The sequence below is a fragment of the Salinicola endophyticus genome (assembly GCF_003206575.1).
In the GTDB taxonomy this organism is placed as follows: domain Bacteria; phylum Pseudomonadota; class Gammaproteobacteria; order Pseudomonadales; family Halomonadaceae; genus Salinicola; species Salinicola endophyticus.
Genome location: NZ_PZJO01000003.1, coordinates 247,898 through 265,652, shown reverse-complemented (window position 1 = coordinate 265,652; position 17,755 = coordinate 247,898). Strand labels below are relative to the sequence as shown.

The window sequence follows — 17,755 nt, the reverse complement described above, 5'->3', positions numbered from 1 at the left end:
CCAGGGGCTCGATGGAGCCAACACGAGGGTCTTCCACAATGCCAATATCGACATCCGAACTGGACGAGCTGCTCGCTCGGCGACGCGCCGGCCACTCGCTCGAACAGCCCTTCTATGTTGACGACGAGATCTTTCAAGCCGATCTCGAGCGTATCTTCCAGCGGCAGTGGCTCTTCGCCCTGCCGGCGTGCCAGCTGACCAAGCCGGGCAGCTATGTCAGCCTGCGCTTTGCCGGGGCCGGGGTACTGATCGTGCGCGGTCAGGACAATGTCATTCGCGCCTTTCACAACACCTGCCGCCATCGCGGGTCGGTCCTGTGCCAACCCGGCGACGGCCATCTGGCCAAGCTGGTTTGCCCCTACCATCAGTGGACCTACGAGCTCGATGGCCGCCTGCTCTGGGCGCGCGACATGCCGGCTGACTTCGACCCCGAGGCGCACGCCCTCAAGCCGATCCACTGTCGCGAGCTGTGCGGGCTGGTGTTCATCTGCCTGGCGCGGCAGGCGCCGGACTTCGAGGCCTACGCGGCGCTCGCAGCGCCCTATCTGCAGGTCCACGATCTCGATCAGGCCAAGGTGGCGCATGTCTCGACCATCGTCGAGAAGGGCAACTGGAAACTGGTGTGGGAGAACAACCGAGAGTGCTACCACTGCGGCGTCAACCACCCGTCGCTGTGCCGCTCCTTCTCCCCCGATCCGGCTGTCGCCGGCGTACTGCCGGACGGCTCCACCCCGGAGCGCCTCGCCCAGCACTTCGAGCGATGCGAGGCGGCGGGTATACCGTCCCGGTTCCAGATTGCCGACAGCGGTCAGTACCGTCTGGCGCGGATGCCGCTGCAGGAGGGCGCGGTCAGCTACACCCTGGATGGCAAACCCGCGGTGAAGCGTCCGCTGGGGCGCGTGGGGCTGGCCGAACCGGGTACCCTGCTGAAATTCCACTATCCGTCGATGTGGTCGCACTACCTGCCGGACCATTCGCTGACCTTTCGCGTCAATCCGATCAGTGCGACCGAGACCGAAGTCACCACCACCTGGCTGGTACACAAGGATGCCGTGGAGGGGGTCGATTACGATCTCGATCGTCTGACCGAAGTGTGGCTGCACACCAATGAGGAGGATCGCCAGGTGGTCGAGAACAACCAGCTCGGCATCCTCTCGCTCGGCTACGAGCCGGGACCCTACTCCCAGATCCAGGAAAACGGGGTGGAGCAGTTCGTCGATTGGTACTGCGAGGCGCTTGCCACGCCGGTGAGCGGCACGCGTCTGCGGGCGGTGGAGGTCTGAGATGACTGCACTCGCCTCCGGAACGCCGCCGACGTTCTGGCACGATAGCGAAACACTCGAGTGCGTCTCGGTACTGCCCGAAACGCCCAATGTGGCGACCTTCTGCTTCCAGGCGCCCTCGGGCGGGCTCTTCCGCTATCTACCAGGGCAGTTCCTGACCCTGGCGCTGCCGACCGCCGAGGGCGTCGTTCATCGCACCTACACCATCTCCTCGTCGCCCTCGCGGCCGATGTCGCTGACCATCACGGTCAAGGCGCAGAGAGGTTCGGTAGGGACGCGCTGGATGCTCGATCATCTGCAGCCGGGCATGCGCGTGAAGGCGATCGGGCCGGCGGGCCGCTTCTCGCTGGGCGACGCCCCGGCCAGGAAGTACCTGTTCATCTCGGCCGGCTCGGGCATCACGCCGATGATGTCGATGACCACCTATCTCTACGATCAGGGCCGCGATCCCGACATCGTCTTCGTCAACTGTGCCCGGCGTCCGTCGGAGATCATCTTCCGCGAACGTCTCGAACACATCGCCTCGCGCGTCACCGGCATCGAGCTGCGCTGGGTGGTCGAGCAGACCGACCGCTACGCCCCCTGGACCGGCTATCAGGGGTTCTTCAACCAGCTCATGCTGGGGCTGATGGCGCCGGACTACCTCGAGCGCGAAGTCTTCTGCTGCGGCCCCGAGCCGTTCATGCAGGCGGTGCGCGATGCGCTGGTAGGGCTCGGCTTCGATCTCGACAACCACTACCACCAGGAGAGCTTCGACGCGCCGCTGCCCGAGACCAGCGACGTGCCCGACAGCGTGGTACTCGACGAAGAGAGCCGCGCCGAGATAGCGTTCTCGCGCTCGGCGGTGACACACCGCTGCAGCGAGACCGATACTCTGCTCGGCGCGGCCAAAGCCGCGGGTGTGTCGATTCCCTCGGGCTGCACCTTCGGAGTCTGCGGCTCGTGCAAGGTCAAGAAGCTGGCGGGAGATGTGCATATGGTGCACAACGGCGGTATCACCGACGCAGACATCGAGGCCGGCTATGTGCTGGCGTGCTGCTCTCACCCCCGTGGCGCGGTGGTGATCGATGCCTGATCCGCCGGCGCTCGATCGGCGCGGCGAGCTTCGCCCAGTGCGCATGCGCCAAGGCATCGACAAGATCACCGGATGGCTTGGCTGAAAAACCGATAAAAAGAGTCAATGAAGCAAAACGATATAACTAAACAATGGATTTTGCTCAGGAGTGATCGTTATGAACGCTGTCACCTTTTCGGCGCCTCCCGACATCGCTGTCGTCAGTGCCGACTGCCTGAACCGTGTCGATCTCGACGCTTGCTGTTTCAACGCGACTACCCCCTCTCTCCGGCGACGAGAGGCAATGTCGATGGCTCTCCATCGGTGTTGCCGTGATGCGGTCGACGGCACCGAGCTGACCACTTCCGGGAGGAGCCTGACATGACCAAGCAGCCTAAAGACGCGGCGCAGCCGGGGAGCCGAGAGGGGATTCGCAGCCCCGATGGGGAGACGACGCTGATCAATACCGACTATGTCATCGGTCAGGACAATGTCTCGACCCGAGCTTTCGGGATCAATGTCGATCTGCATGGCAAGGTGTTCACCGTCTCGTCGCTGGTGATCCTGGCCTTCGTATTCCTGGTTCTGGCGTTCCAGAACGAGGTCGAGCCGGTACTCAATGGTGTGCGTGACTGGCTTACGGGCAACCTGACCTGGGTCTTCCTGCTGGCCGCCGATATCTTCGTGCTGGTGTGTATCGGCCTGATCTTCTCGCCGCTGGGGCGGATTCGTCTGGGGGGGCCTGACGCCAAACCCGACTACAGCTACTTCGGCTGGTTCGCGATGCTGTTCGCTGCCGGCATGGGGATCGGTCTGGTGTTCTACGGCGTCTCCGAGCCGATGTCTCACTTCGACAGTTCGCTGAACGGCAGTGCCTATGCGCCGCTCGGTGGGGCGAAGGGCGACGAGGCGGCCGCGCTGTCACTGGGCATGGCCGCGACCATCTATCACTGGGGTTTGCACCCCTGGGCGGCGTACAGCCTGGTGGCCCTGGCGCTGGCGCTGTTCTCCTTCAACAAGGGGCTGCCGCTGACCATGCGTGCAGTCTTCTATCCCATCCTGGGTGAGCGTATCTGGGGTTGGCCGGGGCACTGCATCGACATCCTGGCGGTGTTCTCGACGCTGTTCGGGCTGGCGACCTCGCTGGGCTTCGGGGCCGCGCAGGCATCGGCAGGTCTTCACTATCTATTCGGCATCCCCAATACCAACACCACCATGACCCTGCTGATCTTCGCCATTACCGGGATCGCCCTGATCTCGGTGCTGTCGGGGCTGGACAAGGGCGTGCAGCGGCTGTCGATGATCAACATGGGGCTGGCGTTCCTGCTGCTGCTGTTCGTCTTGATCGTCGGCCCGACACGGATGATCGCCACCGACTTCTTCACCAACATCGGCTCCTATCTCGAGTACATGCCGGCGCTGTCGATGCCGTTCGATCGTGCGGACGAAGGCTACAGTCAGGCCTGGACGGCGGTCTACTGGGCCTGGTGGATCTCCTGGTCACCGTTCGTCGGCATGTTCATCGCGCGTGTCAGCCGTGGCCGCACCGTGCGCGAGTTCCTGATCTCGGTGATGCTGGTGCCGACTCTGGTCTCGATTCTGTGGATGACCGCCTTCGGCGAGACCGCCATTCATCAGCAACTGGTCGACGGCTTCCAGGGCGTGCAGAACGCGGCGCTCGAACTCAAGCTGTTCGTGATGCTGGACCAGCTCCCGCTCTCCACCATCACCTCGGTGCTGGGTATCGTGCTGGTGATCGTGTTCTTCGTCACCTCCTCGGACTCCGGCTCGCTGGTGATCGACTCCATCACGGCCGGCGGCAAGGTCGATGCGCCGACGTCGCAGCGCGTGTTCTGGTGTCTGATCGAGGGTGCCATCGCCATTGCCCTGCTGCTGGGCGGCGGGCTCGGTGGACTGCAGGCGGCGGCCGTATCGACAGGGCTACCCTTCACCATCGTGCTGGTGGTCGCCTGCTACGGGATCGTCAGAGGGTTGATGACGGAGCCACGGCAGCGCAAGGCGGCGCGCGTCCCCGCGAGCTGACGACGCACCGCGAACCGGCGTCGGCGGCGCCCCTGCCGCCGACGCTGCCTGATTCACGCGACCGGGTAGCGCCTGTATTCATGGCTGCCCGGTCGCGCTCGCTCACGCTATCGCTCCCGTTCTGACACCTTCGGCTCAAGCGCGCAGGGCGCGGATGGGCAGGCGGCTCACCGCATAGAGCCCGAAACTCAGCGCGGCGATGCAGGAGGACGCAGGGAGGTTGGCGTAGTAGGAGAGCAGCAGCCCGCCGAGCGATTCCAGCAGTGCCAGCAGGGCGGTGAGCCCCATCCCCAGACCGACACGGCCGCACCAGGCCTGGGCCGCAGCGGCAGGGCCGACGAAGATGGCGAAGCTCAGCAGCGAGCCGATCACCGGCACCGCGATGGCCGCCGCGGCACCCACCAGCAGCAGAAAGAGTGTATCGAGGGTCGCCACCGGGATGCCCTGGGCGCGTGCCGCCTGCGGGTTGAGGCTGGCAAAGCGCAGCGGCCGAAAGATCGCGCCGAGGCCGATCAGCACGCCCGCCGAGGTGATCGCGATCCAGCGAATCTGCCCGGCATCGATACCGAAGACGCTGCCGAAGAGAATCCCGATCGCGGCATTGGCGTTGGCGCTGTAGAGATTGACGAAGAGCGCGCCGAGCCCGAGCGAGAACATCAGGATCATGCCGACACTGACATCGCGCTCGCCCAGGTCGCGCCCGGTCCAGGCCATGACCAGCGCCGCGCCCATGACGAAGAGCAAAAGCCCCAGCATGGGGTCGACCCCGGCCAGCGAGGCCCCGGCGGCGCCGGCAAAGCCGATGTTGCTCAGTGCGTGCGAGGCGAAGGCCTGACGGCGCAGCACCACGAAATAGCCTACCAGTGAACCCATCAGCGCAATCAGCGTGGTCGCCACGAAGGCGTTGCGCATGAACGCGAATTGCAAAAATTCGGGCATAGGCGTCGACCGTAGAGCGTAGAGAGAGTGGGTCAGATCTTAGAGATAGGGCATCAGCCGACGTCGGAGACTGGCGCATCAGCAAAGACGAAGCGGCGCCCGCCGTCGCGGATGACCCGCACGGGCGTGACATAGAGCTCGCTCAGCGTCTCGTCGCAGATGATCTCGTCGACGCTGCCGATGCGCCCGCGCCCCTGGGCGAGATAGAGCACCCGATCGCAGACACGCAGCACCGGATTGATATCGTGGGTACTGAAGATCACGGCGATACCGCGCTGGGTGAGATCGGCGGCCACCGCGACGATCCAGTCGCGGGCGGCGGGATCGAGCTGCGAGAGCGGCTCGTCGAGCAGCACCAGGCGGGGGCGATTGACCAGCGCCTGGGCGATGAGCAGGCGCTGACGCTGGCCCCCGGAGAGCGTCGAGAGCCGACGCGAAGCGAGATCGCTCGCCCCCACGGTCTCGAGCGCGGCCTCCACCGCCGCCCGGGCGCGTCGGCGGGCATCGGGCAGTGGCAGACCCAGCCGGTGCGCCTGGAAGGCAGCGCTGACGAACTCGCGGCCGATCAGGGCGTCGTCGTGGGCGAGCGCCAACGCCTGGGGCACATAGGCGACCTGGCGGCGCATCCGGCGGGGTGTCTCGCCCAGCACCTGGATCTCGCCGTGCCGCGGCGGTATCAATCCCAGAATCGCTTCGAACAGCGTTGTCTTGCCGGCCCCGTTGGGGCCGACCAGCGCCGTGAAACTGCCGGGCGCGATCTGGAACGAGACATGCTTGAACGCCAGCGCCGCGCCTTTACCCGCGGCCAGGCCGCGGGCTTCGATCGTCGCTGGGCTAGCGCTGGCGGCCTCAGCCACGCTTGGCGTCAGCCTCGGCCTTGTCCATCGCCGCATGGATGGCATCGAGCTGACGCACCTGCCAGGCGGCGTAGTCCTCGCCATGCAGCGGGATCGCGCTGACACCGACGGTGGGAATGCCGGCTTGCTTGGCCGTCGCGACCTGGCTCTCGGTCAGCCGGTTGTGCACCTGCTGGTTATAGATCAGCAGATCGACGCTGCGCTGCTCGAGCGCCTTGGTGAAGGTGGCGACCTGACGGGCACTGGGCTGATGGTTATCCATCGAAGCGAACTGAATGTCGTGGTAGCAGTTGGCGTAGCCGAGCAGCGCGATCATGTAGCTGTAGACCGGCACGGTGGCGGTCACGCTGAGATTCGGATGATCCGCGATCAGATCCTGCACGGCGCTGTAGACCGGTGCCAGCGTCTGCTTGAAGGCATCCAGATTGGCGCGGTAATCCGCGGCGTGCTGCGGGTCGAGGGTCTCGAGCGCCGAGGCGACGCGGCTCGCGGTGGCGAGCATGATCCGCGGCGAGTAGAAGAGGTGCGGATTCTGATCGGCCATCACCAGATGGCTGCCTGCCTCGCTTGCACGAATCACCTGGCGCTTATCGCTCTGGGTGCTCTCGAGCAGCGGTTCCATCCAGCCATCGAAGCCCAGGCCATTGAGCACGACGAGATCGGCATCTTGTAGCTGCCGCGCGATCTGCGGATCGGCGCGGAACGCGTGGGGATTGACGTCGGGGCTATCGAGCAGCGAGACCACCTCGACGTGATCGCCGCCGATCGTCTCGATCATGCTGCCGTAGCTACTCTCCGCGGCGACGGCGTGAATGGCGGCCTGGGCCTGGGCGGTGGCGCCCAGGCAGACCAGCGCCAGCAGGGTGAGGGTCCGGCGCAGGAATACCTGTCCTGCGTGACCGGCCGAGCGTGAACGGCGAGAACGGTGCGATAAGACCATGACGACGGTGACTCCTGATGACGGATGGGGTGAAGGTGAAGGGATGAAGCTTGGGCGTGACCAAGACCGGGCTAGCGTTCAGGTCGCCTCACGCCAGTTGTGATGAGTGATGCGAGGTGATCTTCCACTCGCCCTCGATCTCCTCGAAGGTGAACAGAAACCGCGCCGGAATGGTGATCCGCTCACCCCCGTCGCGGTAGCGAAAGAAGTAGTGCCCGCCCACCACCACGGTGCCCAGCTTGTGGCTGACCCGGCGCGCGTATTCGCCCAGTTCGCAGTCGAGCCCTTCGCGGGAGAGGAAGTCGCGGAAGTAGTCCTCGCGGGCGGCCTGGGTGCCTCGGATGGCGTTGGAGACGGTCGGTACCAGGATGGCGTCATCGGCATAGAGCGCCAGCAGCGCAGGTGCGTCGGCGCGGGAGATGGCCTCGGCCCAGCGCTGCAGTGTGCGGGTGGCGCCGGCCTCGCACTGGGCCACGCTGGTCTTCGCTTCCGGCGTGGACGAGGGCGTGGAGATGAGCGCCGGGGCGGCGTCCGGGGTCTGGGTCATGGCGTCACGCTCCCTGGCGTGTGGATTCGCGGGCAGCGCGCTCGAACCAGGCGATGAGGCGTCGATGGTGGTCCTGGCCGTAGTGCGCCAGCAGCCGCTGGGTGTGGTAGTCACGCGGATCGTTCAACGCCTGCAGGCGTGTCGCGATATAGCGCGGCGTCAGCGCGATGCCGCAGGCCACGGTGATGCAGTGGCACCATTCGGTGTAGTCCTCGGGAATCGGGGCTGGCGCGTGCATGGGTGGGGCTCTTCGTCGACCAATCTATATACGTTATAACATAACAAAAATGACCTGTGGAAATGGTCTGTGAAGATGGTCCGTGGAAATGGTCCGTGGAAATGGTCCGTGGAAATGGCCTGTGCCCATACCCATCACCGATGCCGTTGACTCAGCACAGGCCAGGCACCGGATCGGGGCGCTCAGGGTGTCAACCCAGACCCTCACCCCGTTGGCGTCGAGGCGCCACGCAACAGATGGCACACCAGGAGTGCCAGGGCCGCGAGCAGGGCGGCAGCGGTCATCAACACGAGGGAGTGGCTGGCCGAGAACGCCGCCTTGGCGGCCTCGATCAGTGCCTTGGCCTGGGGGGCGGCGAGGTCCCGGGCGATCACATAGCTGTCACCGATGGAGCGCGCGGCGCGCTCGGCCTGAGCCGGGGGAAGGTCGGGCACCTGCAGGAGGGTATGGCGGTAAACGCCAGAGAGGAGGACACCGAACAGGGTGATGCCCAGGCCACTGCCGAATTCGTAGGCCGTGGCCTCCAGCGACCCCGCCGCACCGCCCTGGCTGGGCGCGACCGAACTCATGATGGCGATGGACGAGGCTGTCAGGCCGATGCTGAGGGCCAGGCCGAGGAGTGCCAGCAGCAGCGGTACCGTCAGCCCCGGATGGGCGAAATCGGAAAACGCCAGGCAGGCCAGGGCCGCAGCGGCAATCGCCAGGGACAGAACGGCGACCGTACGCAGACCGCATAGCTGGGAGAGATAACCGGCGACCGGGCCACCGAGCGCGGCCGCGACCATGATCGGCAGCATGAAGATACCGGCCTCCAGCGGCGTCTTGCCCAGCACGTATTGCAGCTCCTGGGCCAGGGTCAGCTCGACCCCCGCCAGGGCGCCGCTCGCCAGCGTCGCCATGATGATGCCGGCCAGGATCGCCGGGCGCGAGAACAGCGTCAGATCGAGCATGGGCCGGGTCGTGCGCAGCTGCAGGCGCACGAATAGCACCAGCAGGCCGAGCCCCGATAGCGCCACTGGCAGCGCGATGGTCAACGCCTGGGTCTGGCCCAGGGTGGCCTTGATGCCATAGACCAGTGCCAGGATCGCGGCGATCAACAGCAGGGCCTGCAGCGGTGTCCAGGTGCCAGGGGTGGTCGCCTCACGGCGCGGCAGCAGCACGTAGACCAGCGGCAGGACCGATAGCATGATCGGCACGTTGATCAGAAACGCCGAGCCCCACCAGAAGTGCTCCAGCAGCACACCGCCGATCAGGGGCCCCAGCGCCGCGCCGGCGGCGCCCACGGTTCCCCACAGGCCCAGCGCCAGGGCGCGTTCGTCTTCATCTTCGAAGGTGCGGCGAATGATACCCAGCACACAGGGCATGATCATCGATCCGCCCAGGGCCAGCAGCGCGCGGGTGGCGATCAGCGTGGCGGGTGTCGGGGCGAAGGCGGCCAGCAGCGACGCGGTTCCGAAGATGCCCAGACCCGTCAGCAGGACCCGCCGATGGCCGATGCGATCGGCGAGCGTGCCCATGGGCACCAGCAGGCCCGCCATCAGCAGCGGGTAGATATCGATGATCCACAGCACCTGGGTGGCAGAGGCATCCAGCGCCAGGGTCAGCGAAGGCACGGCGATATGCAGGATGGTCATGTCGATGACCACCGGCAGGAAGGCCAGCATCACGGCCAGGAGGATCAGCCAGCGACGCGGAATCGCGGGAAACGGTGACATGGCGCTCGTCCGGTATGGGCTCTATCAGGGTCTACGGCTGCGTCGTTCGTCACGCCGTTCACGCCAGGCGCTCAAGCGCTCCTGGGTGCCGATGACGAAGACGAAGAAGGCCGGCACGAAAAACACTGCCAGCAGGGTGCCACTGAGCATGCCGCCAAACACCCCGGTGCCGATGGCGTGCTGGGTCTCGGCGCTGGCGCCGGAGGCGAGCATCAGCGGCACCACGCCGAGGGTGAAGGCCAGCGAGGTCATCAGGATCGGCCGCAGGCGCAGGCGCGCCGCGGTCACCGCGGCATCGATCAGCGTGCGCCCCTCGGCATGCAGCTGGCGGGCGAACTCGACGATGAGGATGGCGTTCTTCGCCGAGAGGCCGATGAGGGTGACTATCCCTACCTTGAAGAACACATCATTGGGCATGCCGCGCAGCATCACCGCGGCCACCGCGCCGAGCAGGCCCAGCGGCACCACCAGCATCACCGACAGCGGAATCGACCAGCTCTCGTAGAGCGCCGCCAGCACCAGGAACACCACCAGCGCCGAGAGCAGCATCAGCAGCGGCGCCTGCGCCGCCGACTGGCGCTCCTGCAGCGACTGCCCGGTCCAGGCCACGGCGAAACCCTGCGGCAACTGCGCCGCCAGGCGCTCCATCTCGGCCATCGCCGCGCCGCTGGACACCCCGGCTGCGGCCCCCCCGGCGAGTCGCACGGCGGGGTAGCCCTGGAAACGCATCATCTGCTGCGGCGACTCGCTCCACACCGGCGTCACCACCTCGCGCAGCGCCACCATGCCGCCGCTGGCATTGCGCACCCGCAGCCCGAGCACGTCGTCCAGTTGCATGCGCGCTGGGGCGTCGGCCTGCAGGATGACCTGCTGCATACGTCCGGCATTGGGGAAGTCGTTGACGTACAGCGAGCCCATGGCCGCCGACAGCGTGCTGCTCACCGTCGCGAAGGACAGCCCCATGGCCTCGGCCTTCTGACGGTCGATCTCCAGGCGAATGCTCTCGCCGGGCGGCAGGCCGTCGGGATAGACATCGCTGACCTTATCGCTCTGCGCCGCCAGTGCCAGCAGTTGCGCCTGGGCCGCCAGCAGCGCGTCCTCGCCACGGTTGGCGCGATCCTGCAGAAACAGGCTGAAGCCCGAGGAGGTGCCCAGCTCGTCGATGGCCGGCGGCATCAGGCTCATCACCGTACCTTCGACGTTGTCCGCCATCGCCTGCTGCGCCAGCGCCGCTTCTTCGGCGGCGGTGGCGCCGTGGCGCTGGCCCCAGTCCTTGAGCATGGTGAAGGCCATGGCCGCGTTGGGGCCGGAACCGGCAAAGCTGAAGCCCAGCACCACCAGGTTGGCGTCCAGCGCCGGGCGTGAGGCCACGTGGGCCTCGAAGCGCTTGACCACGTCCATCGTGCGTTCGCTGGTCGCGCCGGTGGGCAACTGGATGGAGGTCATGAAGTAGCCCTGGTCCTCTTCCGGAAGGAAGGAGGAGGGTAACTGCCGGGCGGCGAAGACCAGCACCGCGCAGAGCACGGCGAACGTCACCATCATCCGCCCACTGCGCCCGATCAGACGCGCCACCCGCGCCCCATAGCTCGCCGTGAGGCGCTCGAAGCCGCGGTTGAAGGCGCCGAAGAAGCCGCGTTTTTCATGGTGGTCCGCGCTCACCGGGCGCAGCAGCGTGGCGCACAGCGCCGGCGTCAGGCTCAGGGCGAGGAAGGCCGAGAACAGGATCGACACCGCCATCGACAGGGTGAACTGCTGGTAGATCACCCCCACCGAGCCGCTGCCGAAGGCCATGGGGATGAACACCGCGGTGAGCACCAGGGTGATACCGATGATCGCCCCGGTGATCTCCCGCATCGCCTGCAGGGTCGCCGCTTTCGGCGACAGCCCTTGCGTCGCCATCAACCGCTCGACGTTCTCCACCACCACGATGGCGTCATCGACGATGATGCCGATGGCCAGCACCATGCCGAACATGGTCAGCGTGTTGATCGAGAAGCCGGCCAGCAGCATCACCGCGAAGGTGCCGAGCAGTGCGATGGGCGCGACGATGGCCGGGATCAGCGTATAGCGCAGGTTCTGCAGGAACAGCAGCATCACCAGGAACACCAGCGCCATGGCCTCGAACAGGGTGTAGATCACCTTCTCGATGGAGACCTTGACGAAGGGCGCGGTGTCGAACGGGATCGAGTAGGCCATTCCCGCCGGCAGGCTCGGCGCCAGCTCGGCCAGGCGCTCACGCACGGCTGACGCGGTACGCACGGCATTGGCCCCGGGCGAGAGCTGGATCGCGGCACTGGTCGCCGCCACGCCATTTTCACGGTTGGAGAAGGCGTAGGACTGCGCGCCCAGCTCGACCCGGGCCACATCGCCGAGCACCACCTTGGCGCCGTCGGTCTCGGCACGCAGCACGATGGCGGCGAACTCCTCCGGCGTGCTCAGTTGCCCCTGCACGGTCAGTGGTACGGTCAGGCGCTGGCCCGGCACGGTGGGCTCGTCACCGACCCGGCCGGGGGCGATCTGCGCGTTCTGCTGTTCGATGGCCTGGGCCAGATCGTTCATGGTCAGGCCGTAGGCGGTGAGCTTGTGCGGGTCGACCCAGACCCGCATGGCCTGCTCGGCGCCGAACATCTGTATACGCCCGACACCCTCGATACGCCGCAGCTCCTGCACGATGTTGCGAGCGAAATAGTCATTCAGCTCGATCTCATCGAACTGCCCGGTGGGGGAGGTCATGCCCACCATCATCAGAAAGCCCGAGGCAGCGGATTCCACCTGCAGGCCGTTCTGGCGCACGGCCTGGGGCAGGCGCGGCTCCACCGCCTTGATGCGGTTCTGCACGTCCACCTGGGCCAGCTCCGGGTTGGTGCCCGGTTTGAAGGTGGCGGTGATCTGCGCGGTGCCCGAGGTGTCCACCGAGGATTCGAAGTAGAGCAGGTTCTTCACCCCGGAAAGCTCGCGCTCGATCAGGCTCACCACCGAGTCGTTGAGGGTCTGCGGGGTGGCCCCCGGATAGGTGGCGTAGAGGGTCACCGAGGGCGGTGCCACTGACGGGTAGCGGGCGATGGGCAACTGCGGGATGGCAATGACGCCGACCAGCACGATGAACAGGGCGATCACCCAGGCGAATACCGGGCGGTTGATGAAGAACTGCGGCATGAGATTGTCTCCGGACTCAGCGCGCGACGGCGCTGAGTGCTGCGCCGCTGGCGGCGGGCTGCCAGCGGCGCGTGGCCACCTGGGCGTCAGGGCTCAGGCGCTCGATCCCTTCGATCACCACCCGCTGCCCGGCGCTGAGCCCGGACACCACGCGGTAGCGGCGCTCGACCAGCTCACCGAGCTCGACGGGCACCGGCTTCACCTGCCCCTGGGCATCGACCACCCATACGCTGGCCTGGCCTGCGGTGCGGGTCACCGCCTGCTGCGGCACGCTGAGCGCGGCGGAGTAGTGCGCAATCGGAATCCGCGCCTGCACGTAGAGGCCGGGCAGCAGGCGGCGCTGCGGGTTGTCCACCAGCACGCGCAGCAGTACGTCACCGGTGCCGGCATCCACGGCGATGCCGGAGAACAGGATGCGCCCGCGCATGCCCAGTGGCTTGCCGTCACTGCCGAGGATCTCCACGTCCAGCGCCGAGGTCGCCGAGCCGACCTGTTGACGCAGCGTCTCCAGCTTCGAGGCGGACTGGCGCACGTCGACGTACACCTGATCGATCTGCTGGATGCGTGCCAGGGGCGTGGTATCGGTGGGCGACACCAGCGCCCCCTCGCTGACCAGCGCCTGATCGATACGCCCGGCAATCGGCGCCTCGACGCTGGCGAAGTGCAGATCCAGCTTGCGCCGTGCCAGGGTCGCTCTGGCCTGGGCCACGTCGGCGGCGGCCTGATCGCGTAGCGCCGCGGCATCGTCGTAGCGCTGGCGGCTGACGGCCTCGCTGCGTTGCAGGGAGCCGAGCCGTTCGGCCTGCAGGCGCGCGTGCTTCAGCGTGGCCTCGGCCCGTTGCAGGGCCGCCGAGGCGATGTCGACCTCGGCCTGGAAGGCCGCCGGATCGATCTGGAACAGCCGTGCGCCGGCGGTGACGTCGCTGCCCTCGGTGAACAGGCGCTGCTTGACGATACCACCGACCTGGGCGCGCACCTCCGCGCTGCGCACGGCGGCCACGCGCCCGGGCAGCGTTTCATGCACCCACAGTTCGTGGGCTTTCAGCGGCATCACCGAGACCGGGATCGGCGCGGCGGGGGGCGCGGCGGTGTCGGCGTGGGGGTTGCAGCCGGCCAGCCCGGCCATGGCCATGCCAGCCAGCGCCAGCCGCCCGGCGCTGACTAGCCTCAGCGCGCGCGATCCCAGCTCCCGCGACAGTCGCAGCCTGAGGCTCGGCCCCCGCCGGTGATGCCGGCAAGGCGTGGCAGACGCTGCTGGTTGTCCGGTGCAGTGCTGTCGATCTCTTCGGTTCATTCCCCGCCTCGCCATATCCCACCTCAGTGAACGCGCTCTTCGATCCGTCCGCCGCGGCGGTCGAGGTGCGTGGCGGCAGTCTGACGCAGTGCTATCGAGAGGGTGTCGAGGGGCGATGGAGAAAGCATGGAGGGCGCGCTAACATTGAGCGCCGCCGTCATCGAGCCTGCCCATGTCTGACGCCCAAGCGCGAGCCGGTGCACCCGCCCAGGGGCTGGTGCTGATCGCCGAAGACGAAGCCGAGATCGCCGAGATTCTCGCCGCCTACCTGCAGCGCAGTGGCCTGCGCACCCAACACGCCAGCGACGGCCAGCAGGCCCTGACCCTGCACCAGTCGCTCAAGCCGGACCTGATCCTGCTCGACGTGCAGATGCCGCGCGTCGATGGCTGGAAGGTGCTGAGCGAGATTCGCGCCCGTGGCGACACCCCGGTGATCATGCTCACCGCGCTCGATCAGGACATCGACAAGCTGATGGGCCTGCGCCTGGGCGCCGACGACTACGTGGTCAAACCCTTCAACCCCGCCGAGGTGGCGGCGCGGGTGGAGGCGGTGCTGCGGCGCACGCGGGCGAGCGCGCCCGCCGCCGCACAGGTGCTGCGCGTGGGTGCCTTCGAGATCGATCTGGAGAGCCACCGCGCCAGCGTCAGCCAGGGCGGGCAGACGCATCCGCTGGCGCTGACCCTGACCGAGTTCAAGCTGCTGGCCTGCCTGATGCGCACGCCCCAGCGGGCCTTCAGCCGTGCCGAACTGCTGGAGAGCTGCCTGCCCGAGGGCGATACCCAGGAGCGCACCGTGGATAGCCACGTCAGCAAGCTGCGCAAGAAGCTCGAAGCCCTCGACATCCAGGGCGTGCCGGCCAGCGTCTGGGGTGTCGGCTATCGCTTCGGCGTGGCGCCATGAAGCCGACACCGGGGCTGCGCCGGCAGATCATCCAGTCGCTGGCGGTGATGGCGCTGGGCATCATCTGCCTCTCGGTGATCGGCACCTATGTGTTCTACGCCTTCGCCCTGGCCTACCTGCCGGGCAGCATCTCCGACACCCTGGTGCCCTCACGCATGGAGCTGGGCTGGATCGTCTGTACCATCATCGCCGCGCTGAGCCTGGCGGTGTTCGTTGCCATTCGCCTGTCACGGCGCCTGATCACCCCGCTCAATTCGGTGGCGCACAGCCTGCGCGAAGTGGCCCAGGGCAGGCTCGACGCCCGTGCCCCACCGGATGACCAGGCCACCGGCGAGACCGCCCAACTGGTGCGCGATTTCAACGCCATGGCCGAGCGGCTGCAGGGCATGACCCGGGAGCGCGAGTTCTGGAACGCGGCCGTCGCCCACGAACTGCGCACCCCGCTGACCGTGCTGCGTGGCCGCCTGCAGGGGCTGGCCGAGGGGGTGTTCACACCCAGCAGCGAGCTGTTCGAGGGGCTGCTGCGCCAGGTGGAAGGCCTCGGCCGGCTGGTCGAGGATCTGCGCGTGGTCAGCCTCAAGGAGAGCGGCCATCTGGAAGTGCAGCGGATCGAGGTGGGGCTGGCCGAGGAGCTGGACAGCGTACTGCAGGCCTTCGCCACGCCACTGGCGGACAAGGGCCTTCAGCTGCACCAGACGCTGGACACGGCCCTGCGGGTGGAGTGCGATGCCGTACGCATTCGCCAGGCGCTGATGGCGCTACTGGAAAACGCGCTACGCCATGCCGACCCGGGCAACCTGCGGGTGAGCCTGGCGCGGGTCGATGACGACTGTCAGTTGAGCGTGGAAGACGACGGCCCGGGTATCGACAGCGCCCTGGCCACCGAGATCTTCGAGGCCTTTCGCCGTGTCGACCCCTCGCGCTCGCGTCAGAGCGGCGGCAGCGGCCTGGGGCTGGCGGTGGTCAAGGCCATCGCCGAGGCCCATGGCGGGCAGGCATACTGTCAGCCTTCTGCCCATGGCGGCAGCCGCTTCGTCATGCGCTGGCCCCTCGCCCCCTTGCGCTAATCCCAGGTCGCTAATCCCAGGTCGCCCCGGTCAGCTCACAGGAGACCTGCCACAGCCGATCTTCCACCGCGCGGTCGCGGGCGGCCTCGCTGCGATGGGCGGGCTTGGGCGCACCGCGGGTCTCGCCGGGCCCGTTGGGGCCGAAGTAGTCGCCGTTGTGAACCTCCTCGGCGAGGGCGGCGTGCAGGGTGGGCCGGGCGCCGTCGGCGGCGGACTGGCTGATCAGCGGCAGCAGCAGCTTGAAGGTGCGCCCCAGCAGCGGGCGGCTCTTCACACCGCTGTCGAACAGCGCGGTACGCGATAGCCCCGGATGCGCGGCGACACTCACCAGCGGCCAGCCTTCGGCCTCGCTGCGCCGCGCCAGCGCCTGGGCGAACAGCAGCATGGCCAGCTTGGACTGGCGATAGGTGCGCCAGGGGTCGTAGTCGTGTGCGGCGTCGAGATTGTTGAAATCGATCCGGCCGCTGCGGTGGGCCAGGCTGGAGAGCTGGACCACGCGGGCCGGTGTGGCCGGGCCAGCGGCGAGCAGCAGCGGCAGCAGCAGGCTGGTGAGCAGGAAGTGGCCCAGGTAGTTGACCCCGAACTGACGCTCGAAGCCGTCGCGGGTGGTCTCGCGGCGGGGCGGTGCGAGCAGGCCGGCGTTGTTGATCAGGCGGGCCAGTGACCCCTCCTGCTCCCGCAGCAGCTCGGCGAAGGCGCGTACCGAGGCCAGCGAGTCGAGATCGAGCGCTTCGAAGCGCACCTTCGCCCCCGGATGATGCGTGCGGACGGCGTGGCAGGCGAGGCGCCCGCGCTCTTCGCTGCGCGCGGCGATCACCACGCGATAGCCCTGTGCCGCCAGGCCCTTGGCGGTCTCCAGCCCCAGCCCGGCGGTGGCGCCGGTGACCACGGCGAGTGGCGCGGAAGCGTTCGCGGCGGTGTGAGTCGTGGCGATCATCGAGATGGCTCCCGTATCGGACTATCTTTTGAGTGTCGGCCTGCGAGTTTGGTCGCAGCCTGCAGGTTTGGCCGGCGATACTCGTCATCACGGCGAAGCGCGCCGTGGTGGCAGGCGGACAATCAGCAAGTGTTCATAGACAGGGATAACATATCCCAGAGGTCATGAGGGGAGTGCAAGATGGCAACGAGAAGTCTGATCGGGCGCAGCTGGATGATCCTGATGGCGTTCGGCGTGGTCGCCGTGATCTTTGGCGCGATCGCGATCTTCAAGCCGCTGGGGGCGATCGCCGCGCTGACCTGGATCATGGGCATCATGGCGCTGGCGGAGGGCATCAGTACGCTGGTGACCACGACCACCGCCTATCGCGGGGCCGGCAAGGGCTGGCTGATCGGTTACGGCGTGTTCTCGGTGCTGTTCGGCCTGCTCGCGATCTTCGACCCGCTCTCTATGGCCAGCGCCCTGCTGGTGCTGGTGGGCATCTGGCTGGTGATCGCCGGGGTGTTCCGCCTGCTGCTCGCACTGCGCATTCGCCGCCCGGTGCCCGGCCAGGGCTGGACCGCCCCCGGCGAGGGCTGGACCGTACTCAGCGGGGTGCTGGCGCTCTTGCTGGGTATCCTGCTGATCGCCAGCCCGCTGAGCGGCCTGGTGGTCACCGCGCTGTGGATCGGCGTCGTCGCGCTGATCTACGGAGTGATCCAGATCATCGCCGCGCTGCGCGTGCGCAAGGCGTTCTCCGGTCACTGAGACCTGACCTCCGCCGGTGCCGAGTCGCGAGACGCCC

The 17,755-nt window shown here is 67.3% G+C and carries 15 protein-coding genes; 6 read left to right on the top strand and 9 right to left on the bottom strand.

Going from position 1 to position 17,755, the window contains the following annotated elements; translation table 11 throughout:
• The first annotated feature begins 38 nt into the window (after positions 1-38).
• The 3 genes from DOM66_RS07810 to DOM66_RS07800 all read left to right on the top strand — a co-directional run bounded on the left by DOM66_RS07810 (position 39) and on the right by DOM66_RS07800 (position 4,380).
• A complete protein-coding gene (locus DOM66_RS07810) occupies positions 39-1,283 on the top strand; it encodes an aromatic ring-hydroxylating oxygenase subunit alpha (protein ID WP_110689782.1) in 1,245 nt (414 codons plus the stop codon).
• A gap of 1 nt (position 1,284) precedes the next feature.
• Positions 1,285-2,358: a hybrid-cluster NAD(P)-dependent oxidoreductase gene (locus DOM66_RS07805; RefSeq protein WP_110689781.1), complete on the top strand. Its 1,074-nt coding sequence runs from the start codon at positions 1,285-1,287 to the stop codon at positions 2,356-2,358.
• Between the two features lie 360 nt (positions 2,359-2,718).
• Positions 2,719-4,380: a BCCT family transporter gene (locus tag DOM66_RS07800; RefSeq protein ID WP_110689780.1), complete on the top strand. Its 1,662-nt coding sequence runs from the start codon at positions 2,719-2,721 to the stop codon at positions 4,378-4,380.
• A gap of 135 nt (positions 4,381-4,515) precedes the next feature.
• Here DOM66_RS07800 and DOM66_RS07795 read toward each other — a convergent pair whose 3' ends face one another.
• From DOM66_RS07795 to DOM66_RS07760, 8 genes are all read right to left on the bottom strand, one after another.
• Positions 4,516-5,319, bottom strand: a complete 804-nt coding sequence (locus DOM66_RS07795; protein WP_110689779.1) for a metal ABC transporter permease — start codon at positions 5,317-5,319, stop codon at positions 4,516-4,518.
• A gap of 53 nt (positions 5,320-5,372) precedes the next feature.
• Positions 5,373-6,176, bottom strand: a complete 804-nt coding sequence (locus tag DOM66_RS07790; RefSeq protein ID WP_157959018.1) for a metal ABC transporter ATP-binding protein — start codon at positions 6,174-6,176, stop codon at positions 5,373-5,375.
• Positions 6,169-7,116 carry a metal ABC transporter solute-binding protein, Zn/Mn family gene (locus tag DOM66_RS07785; RefSeq protein WP_110689777.1) on the bottom strand — a complete coding sequence of 316 codons (948 nt, stop codon included), beginning with the start codon at positions 7,114-7,116 and terminating at the stop codon, positions 6,169-6,171. Before DOM66_RS07785 ends, DOM66_RS07790 begins: the two co-directional genes overlap by 8 nt.
• 88 nt (positions 7,117-7,204) lie before the next feature.
• Positions 7,205-7,663, bottom strand: a complete 459-nt coding sequence (locus DOM66_RS07780; RefSeq protein ID WP_110689776.1) for a nuclear transport factor 2 family protein — start codon at positions 7,661-7,663, stop codon at positions 7,205-7,207.
• A gap of 4 nt (positions 7,664-7,667) precedes the next feature.
• Positions 7,668-7,901, bottom strand: a complete 234-nt coding sequence (locus DOM66_RS07775; protein ID WP_110689775.1) for a hypothetical protein — start codon at positions 7,899-7,901, stop codon at positions 7,668-7,670.
• 203 nt (positions 7,902-8,104) lie between these two features.
• Complete coding sequence (locus DOM66_RS07770) at positions 8,105-9,616, bottom strand: MFS transporter (RefSeq protein ID WP_110689774.1); 1,512 nt, start codon at positions 9,614-9,616, stop codon at positions 8,105-8,107.
• Positions 9,617-9,640: 24 nt separating this feature from the next.
• Positions 9,641-12,772: a multidrug efflux RND transporter permease subunit gene (locus tag DOM66_RS07765; protein ID WP_110689773.1), complete on the bottom strand. Its 3,132-nt coding sequence runs from the start codon at positions 12,770-12,772 to the stop codon at positions 9,641-9,643.
• Between the two features lie 16 nt (positions 12,773-12,788).
• Positions 12,789-13,904, bottom strand: coding sequence for an efflux RND transporter periplasmic adaptor subunit (locus DOM66_RS07760; protein ID WP_110689772.1), 1,116 nt, complete (start codon positions 13,902-13,904; stop codon positions 12,789-12,791).
• A gap of 334 nt (positions 13,905-14,238) precedes the next feature.
• Here DOM66_RS07760 and DOM66_RS07755 point away from each other — a divergent pair, with 334 nt between their 5' ends.
• Positions 14,239-14,967, top strand: a complete 729-nt coding sequence (locus DOM66_RS07755; protein ID WP_110689771.1) for a response regulator — start codon at positions 14,239-14,241, stop codon at positions 14,965-14,967.
• Positions 14,964-16,034 carry an ATP-binding protein gene (locus DOM66_RS07750; RefSeq protein ID WP_110689770.1) on the top strand — a complete coding sequence of 357 codons (1,071 nt, stop codon included), beginning with the start codon at positions 14,964-14,966 and terminating at the stop codon, positions 16,032-16,034. The genes DOM66_RS07755 and DOM66_RS07750 overlap by 4 nt, the downstream gene beginning before the upstream one ends.
• A 10-nt stretch (positions 16,035-16,044) precedes the next feature.
• Here the strand turns inward: DOM66_RS07750 and DOM66_RS07745 are convergent, their stop codons facing one another.
• A complete protein-coding gene (locus tag DOM66_RS07745) occupies positions 16,045-16,971 on the bottom strand; it encodes an oxidoreductase (protein WP_110689769.1) in 927 nt (308 codons plus the stop codon).
• 180 nt (positions 16,972-17,151) lie between these two features.
• Between DOM66_RS07745 and DOM66_RS07740 the strand changes: the two genes are divergently transcribed.
• Complete coding sequence (locus DOM66_RS07740; RefSeq protein ID WP_110673779.1) at positions 17,152-17,718, top strand: HdeD family acid-resistance protein; 567 nt, start codon at positions 17,152-17,154, stop codon at positions 17,716-17,718.
• The last annotated feature ends 37 nt before the right edge of the window (positions 17,719-17,755 follow it).

Excerpts from the sequence above, each read along its gene's own strand:
- DOM66_RS07740 (WP_110673779.1), top strand. The coding sequence starts at position 17,152 with ATGGCAACGAGAAGTCTGATCGGGCGCAGCTGGATGATCCTGATGGCG.
- DOM66_RS07755 (WP_110689771.1), top strand. The coding sequence starts at position 14,239 with ATGTCTGACGCCCAAGCGCGAGCCGGTGCACCCGCCCAGGGGCTGGTG.
- DOM66_RS07750 (WP_110689770.1), top strand. The coding sequence starts at position 14,964 with ATGAAGCCGACACCGGGGCTGCGCCGGCAGATCATCCAGTCGCTGGCG.
- DOM66_RS07805 (WP_110689781.1), top strand. The coding sequence starts at position 1,285 with ATGACTGCACTCGCCTCCGGAACGCCGCCGACGTTCTGGCACGATAGC.
- DOM66_RS07800 (WP_110689780.1), top strand. The coding sequence starts at position 2,719 with ATGACCAAGCAGCCTAAAGACGCGGCGCAGCCGGGGAGCCGAGAGGGG.
- DOM66_RS07780 (WP_110689776.1), bottom strand. The coding sequence starts at position 7,663 with ATGACCCAGACCCCGGACGCCGCCCCGGCGCTCATCTCCACGCCCTCG.
- DOM66_RS07760 (WP_110689772.1), bottom strand. The coding sequence starts at position 13,904 with ATGGCCATGGCCGGGCTGGCCGGCTGCAACCCCCACGCCGACACCGCC.
- DOM66_RS07765 (WP_110689773.1), bottom strand. The coding sequence starts at position 12,772 with ATGCCGCAGTTCTTCATCAACCGCCCGGTATTCGCCTGGGTGATCGCC.
- DOM66_RS07775 (WP_110689775.1), bottom strand. The coding sequence starts at position 7,901 with ATGCACGCGCCAGCCCCGATTCCCGAGGACTACACCGAATGGTGCCAC.
- DOM66_RS07785 (WP_110689777.1), bottom strand. The coding sequence starts at position 7,116 with ATGGTCTTATCGCACCGTTCTCGCCGTTCACGCTCGGCCGGTCACGCA.
- DOM66_RS07810 (WP_110689782.1), top strand. The coding sequence starts at position 39 with ATGCCAATATCGACATCCGAACTGGACGAGCTGCTCGCTCGGCGACGC.
- DOM66_RS07795 (WP_110689779.1), bottom strand. The coding sequence starts at position 5,319 with ATGCCCGAATTTTTGCAATTCGCGTTCATGCGCAACGCCTTCGTGGCG.
- DOM66_RS07770 (WP_110689774.1), bottom strand. The coding sequence starts at position 9,616 with ATGTCACCGTTTCCCGCGATTCCGCGTCGCTGGCTGATCCTCCTGGCC.
- DOM66_RS07745 (WP_110689769.1), bottom strand. The coding sequence starts at position 16,971 with ATGATCGCCACGACTCACACCGCCGCGAACGCTTCCGCGCCACTCGCC.